Genomic DNA, 5,052 nt, shown 5'->3' on the forward strand with positions numbered 1-5,052 from the left:
TCTAGAGTCCGAAGTCGCGCCGCAGGGACGTCCGCATGGTGACCTCAGGCTTGCGCGTAGCCGCGCGACAGGCGGCCCACGAGGTTGAGGAGCGTCACGCAGGCCAGCACCGCCACGAGGAAGACGATCGCGATCGCCGCCGCGAAAGGCCAGTTGTTGAGCGAAGAGGCCTGCTGGTACAGGTACATGGGCATGAACAGCATCTGCCCGCCGCCGATCAGCGACTGGGTGATGAAGGCCGTGATCGCCGCCGCGAAGGTGAGCAGGCAGCCCGCCACGATGCCGGGCAGGCAGAGCGGCAGGGTCACCCGGAGGAAGGTGCGCCACGCCCCCGCCCCCAGAGCCGCCGAGGCGTCGGCGAGGTTCGGGTCGATCCGCGACAGGGCGGTCACCAGCGGCAGGACCATCAGGGGCATCTGCACCTGCGCCAGCGCCAGGACGAGGCCGCCCTCGGTGTAGAGCAGCTTCAGGGGCGTGTCGGTGAGGCCGAGGCCGAGGAGGGCGGCGTTGACGATGCCCTGGCGCCCGAGGATCACGATCCACGCGAAGGTCCGCACCACCACGCTCGTGAGCAGCGGCAGCAGCACGATCAGGGTCAGCAGGCCGCGCAGCCGGCCGGGCGCCCAGGTCAGGAGCAGCGCCAGCGGCAGGCCGAGCAGCAGGGTCAGCGCCGTGACCTCGACGCCGAGCCACAGGGTCGCGCCGAGCACCCGCAGGGAGAACGGGTCGAGCAGGAACCGGGCGTACTGGTCGAGGCCGAACCGGGTCATGCCCGGATCGGCGTAGAAGCTCACCAGCAGCAGCAGCGCCAGCGGCGCCAGGAAGAAGACCAGGAAGAACGCCCCGAGGGGCAGGGCGAGGCGGATGTCGTAGGCCGCCGTCCAGGCGCGGACCGGGCGGCCTGGCGCCGCGACCGGGCCCGCCGTCGCCATGGCCGGGCCGGCGGTCACACCCGGATCTCGCGGTTGAAGCGCTCGATCCAGGCCGACCGGCTGCGGTTGATCGCGGCCCAGTCCTGGAAGACCGACTTGCGCTTCAGTTCGTCCGCGTCCTTGGCCAGCACCTTCGCGATCGCGCCCTCGATCGCGACCTTCCGGTTGGTCGGCACGATCAGGTAGGGGCTCTGCATCAGCTTGGCCTGCACCTCCGGCGAGAGGGCGGCCTCGATCAGCTTGAAGGCCAGCTCCTTCACCGGCGTGTTCTTGACGATGTGGATCGTCGTCTTGAAGGCGATGATGCCCTCCTTCGGAATCGCGAACTCCACCGGCACGCCCCGGGCCTTCAGGATCTGGATCGCGTTGAAATTGCCCGGCCCGATGTCGACCTGCTCCTGCTGGTAGAGGGCCGCCAGGGCGCCCGGGTTGGCCGCGACGGCGGCGAGGTTCGGCTTGAGCGCCTCCAGCGCCTTGAAGCCCGGCTCGACATCGGTCTCCGAGCCGCCGTGCATCCGGGCGATCTCCACGAGGAAGCCGGTGCCGAGCGTCGAGTTCAGGTTGGTGATGCCGACCCGGCCCTTGTACTCGGGCTTCCACAGGTCGGCCCAGGAGGTCGGCGGCGTCTTCACCTTCTCGGGGTTGTAGGTCAGGCCGACGATCTGGAAGAACGGCGCCGGGCCCATCGGCTCCTGCGCGTCGGCGATCAGGTCGCCGTAATGGGCCGACTGGGCCACCGGATAGGGCTCGACGAGGTCCTGGGCGATGGCCGTGAGGGCGGGGCCCGGATCGTGCAGCATCACGTCGATCGGCGGGTTGGCGCGAGCGGCCTGGACCTTGGCGATCTGGTCGACCGAGAGCATCGGATCGAGGATGACGTCGCCCCCCGAGCTCTTGCGGAAGGCCGGCACCAGCACGGCCCGGTGCGCCTCCTCCCAGCTGCCCGTGAAGGTCGCGAAGACGAGCTTGCGCGCCTGCGCGCGGGACAGGCCCGGGAAGGCCTGCGCGGCGCCGAGGGTCAGGGCGCCGGCGAGGAGGCTGCGGCGGTGCAGGGTCATGGTCGGCTCTCCTGGCTCGGACTCGGGCGGCTCGGCTTCAGTGGCGGGAATCGGGGAAGACGCTGACCCGCTCGGGCGCGGTCGGCGACAGGCGCACGCGGGTGCCGGGCGGCCGGGGCCGGGCGCCCGCGGCCCGGGCCTCGGCGGTCTTCAGGCGGGCGCCGCCGTCGAGGCGGATCTCGTGGACCAGGGTGGCGCCGAGCGGCAGGCCGATCTCGACCACGCCGTCGAGCCCCTCCCCTCCGGTTGCGAAGGCGACGTGCTCTGGCCGCAGGCAGGCGGCCACCCGCGTCCCGTCCGGCAAGGCCGTGACGGTGGGCAGAAGGCCGCCGGTCTCCAGGGCCACCACGCGGGTGCCCCCCGGCCCGGTCGCGAGCCGGCCGTGCAGGACGTTGGCCGTGCCCACGAAGGTGTTGACGAACAGCGTCTCGGGGCGGTCGTAGACGTCGGTGGGCGGTGCGAACTGCTCCAGGCGGCCGGCATTGAGCACGGCGACCCGGTCGGCCATCGACAGGGCCTCCTCTTGGTCGTGCGTGACGATCAGCGTGGTGGTGCCGGCGCTGCGCTGGATGCGCTTGATCTCGATCTGCATGTCGAGGCGCAGGTTCTTGTCGAGGGCCGCGAAGGGCTCGTCGAGGAGCAGGATCGAGGGGCGCACGGCGAGCGCCCGGGCCAGCGCCACCCGCTGCTGCTGGCCGCCCGACATCTCCCGCGGGTAGCGCCCGGCGAGGTGCTCCAGCCGCACCAGCGCCAGCATCTCGGCCACCCGTGCCTTCTGCTCGGCCCGCCCGACCCCCCGGGCCGCGAGGCCGTAGGCGACGTTGTCGGCGACGCTCATGTGGGGAAACAGGGCGTAGTTCTGGAACACGATGCCGACGGTGCGGCGGTTCGGCGGCAGGTGGTCGACCGCCTGGCCGCCGATGATGACGCGCCCCTCCGTCGGCTTCAGGAAGCCCGCCACCGCCCGCAGCAGGGTGGTCTTGCCGCAGCCCGAGGGCCCGAGCAGCGCCACGAGCTCGCCGCCCTTGATGTCGAGGGTCACGGTGTCGACGGCGAGCGCCGTCCCGTAGCGCTGGGTGATCCCGTCGAGGATCAGGGTGGTTCCGGCTCCGGCGCTCACGGACGGCCCTCCCCGTCCGCCGCGAAGGCGCGGCCATGGGCGGCGAGATGCGCGGTCGGGCAGCCGGCGAGGTCCAGGCCCTTCCACAGGGTGACGGCCACCGAATCGATCACCGGCACGCCGAGTTCGGCCTCCAGATCCGGAGCGAGGACGGCGCCCGCGAGATTCGTGCAGACGATCGCCACCGCGTCGACGCCCTCGGCCGCCACCGCCCGGACCATGCCGGCGATGGCCTCGGGACCGGCCTCGGCGAAGGCGAAATTCTCCGACAGGCCGAGATGGCGCTCGGCGCCGCAGTCGAATCCGGCCGCGCCCCAGTTGGCCTGGATCCGGCGCTGGACGTCGCCGGTATAGGGCGTGACGAGGCCGATCCGCCGGAAGCCCCGGGCGCGGAACAGGTCGCGGAAGGCAAGCGCGGCGGTGGAGGCCGGGCGTCCGGTCCGGTCGGTGATCGCGGCGCCGAGGCGCTCGTCCGCGTCGAAGCCGAGCCACGCGCCGGAGGTGCCGTTCCACAGGATCGCGGCGACCCGGGCGTCGGCGAGCAGGTCGGCCGCGCTCAGGATCGGCTCGGGGTCGAACTGGTCCAGCGCCGCCGCCGACAGGCCGATCTCCGTCACGCGGAAGCGGGCGAAATGGGCGCTCACACCCGCGCAGCCGGCCAGCAGATGGGCGGTGGCCGGCTCGAGGACGCTGTTCGACGAGGGCGTCAGCATGCCCAGGCGCGTCGTGCGGTTCGGTCGTTCCATCGCATCCTTCCCCGACACGCGGAGCATCCGACAGGCCGGGACGAGCGACAAGGTATTTTCTGCATGCTGCATGCAATTTGCGCAAATGCATGATATGGCAGCGCAAGTGGCCGAAAAATGGATCATCGATCGGGCGGCCGCACGCGCTAGGCTGGCGCGGTGAAGCGGGAGGATCGATGGACGTCGTCGCACGAGGCCGGGGCCGGCCCCGCAAGGCCCTGATCGTCCCCGCCGCGCAGGTGCACAGGATCGGACTGCACGAGCAGGCGGCGGCCCGGCTCAAGGACATGATCGTCCGCGGCGTGTTGCCGGCGGGCGCGACCCTCGTGGAGACGGACCTTTCCGTCGCGCTCGGGGTCTCCCGGACCCCGCTGCGGGAAGCCCTCAAGCTCCTGGCCGCGGAGGGGCTGGTCGACCTGCACCCGAATCGCAGCGCGCGCGTCCCGGACTGGACGCCGGAAGAGATCCTCGAACTGTTCGAGGCCTTGGCCGGCATCGAGCGGCTCACCGCGGAACTCGCCGCGCCGCGGATCTCCGAGGCCCTGATGGACGACCTGCGCGGCAAGCAGGCTCAGCTCGACCGCATGCACCGGGACCAGGCGCTCGACGCCTATTTCGCCCTCAACCAGGAGATCCACCGGACGATCGTCACGGCCGCCCACAACCGTCCGCTGGCGGAGGCCCACGCGCCGCTCCAGGCCCGGGCTCAGTGGGCGCGCCTGCGCGCGCTCTCCAGCGGCAGCCGCTGGGCGGAATCCGCCCGGGAGCACCGGGATCTGTTCGAGGCCCTCGCCGGGCGGGACGCCGCCGAGGCCGGGGCCATCGCCCATCGCCACGTGCTGCGGACCGGCGTGGTGATCGCCGAGACGCTCCACGCCCGGCGCGCGGCCCCCGCCGCCCGGTAAGGAAACGTTAACCCTGTCGGCGCATCGGTGGGCCACCAGCCGGACGCAGGCCTTCCACGCCCCTCCGATCCGCCCCTCAACACGGGTGGGCGTGGAAGCCTCGTCCGGCGCGGGCCGTCAGGCGTCGTCGAACGCGATCCCGAGTTCGGTTTCCTGACGCCACGTGACGCGAACCGGCCGACGCTGACCGTTGATCCCGTAGGACAGCACGAAGGCGTCGGGAACGCCGATCACGCTGACGACGCGCAGGCGGGCGCCGCCGTCCGAGATGTTGCGGATCGTGCAGTCGAT

The 5,052-nt window shown here is 72.0% G+C and carries 5 protein-coding genes; 1 reads left to right on the top strand and 4 read right to left on the bottom strand.

Features of this window, described 5'->3' with window-relative positions; all coding sequences use genetic code 11:
* Positions 1-44 precede the first annotated feature (44 nt).
* The 4 genes from I53_RS09645 to I53_RS09660 are packed head-to-tail and all read right to left on the bottom strand — an operon-like array spanning position 45 to position 3,856.
* Positions 45-950 (bottom strand): ABC transporter permease, encoded by a 906-nt coding sequence (locus I53_RS09645; RefSeq protein WP_043349751.1) that lies wholly within the window; start codon positions 948-950, stop codon positions 45-47.
* Positions 947-1,990 carry an ABC transporter substrate-binding protein gene (locus I53_RS09650; RefSeq protein WP_043349754.1) on the bottom strand — a complete coding sequence of 348 codons (1,044 nt, stop codon included), beginning with the start codon at positions 1,988-1,990 and terminating at the stop codon, positions 947-949. The genes I53_RS09645 and I53_RS09650 overlap by 4 nt, the downstream gene beginning before the upstream one ends.
* A 37-nt stretch (positions 1,991-2,027) precedes the next feature.
* Complete coding sequence (locus I53_RS09655) at positions 2,028-3,110, bottom strand: ABC transporter ATP-binding protein (protein WP_043349755.1); 1,083 nt, start codon at positions 3,108-3,110, stop codon at positions 2,028-2,030.
* The gene (locus I53_RS09660) at positions 3,107-3,856 is read right to left on the bottom strand and encodes an aspartate/glutamate racemase family protein (RefSeq protein ID WP_043349762.1); all 750 of its coding nucleotides are present in this window, start codon (positions 3,854-3,856) and stop codon (positions 3,107-3,109) included. The genes I53_RS09655 and I53_RS09660 overlap by 4 nt, the downstream gene beginning before the upstream one ends.
* Before the next feature lie 176 nt (positions 3,857-4,032).
* Between I53_RS09660 and I53_RS09665 the strand changes: the two genes are divergently transcribed.
* A complete protein-coding gene (locus I53_RS09665; protein ID WP_043349758.1) occupies positions 4,033-4,761 on the top strand; it encodes a GntR family transcriptional regulator in 729 nt (242 codons plus the stop codon).
* Positions 4,762-5,052 lie beyond the last annotated feature (291 nt).

Source organism: Methylobacterium sp. B1 (genome assembly GCF_000333255.1).
Lineage (GTDB): Bacteria > Pseudomonadota > Alphaproteobacteria > Rhizobiales > Beijerinckiaceae > Methylobacterium > Methylobacterium fujisawaense.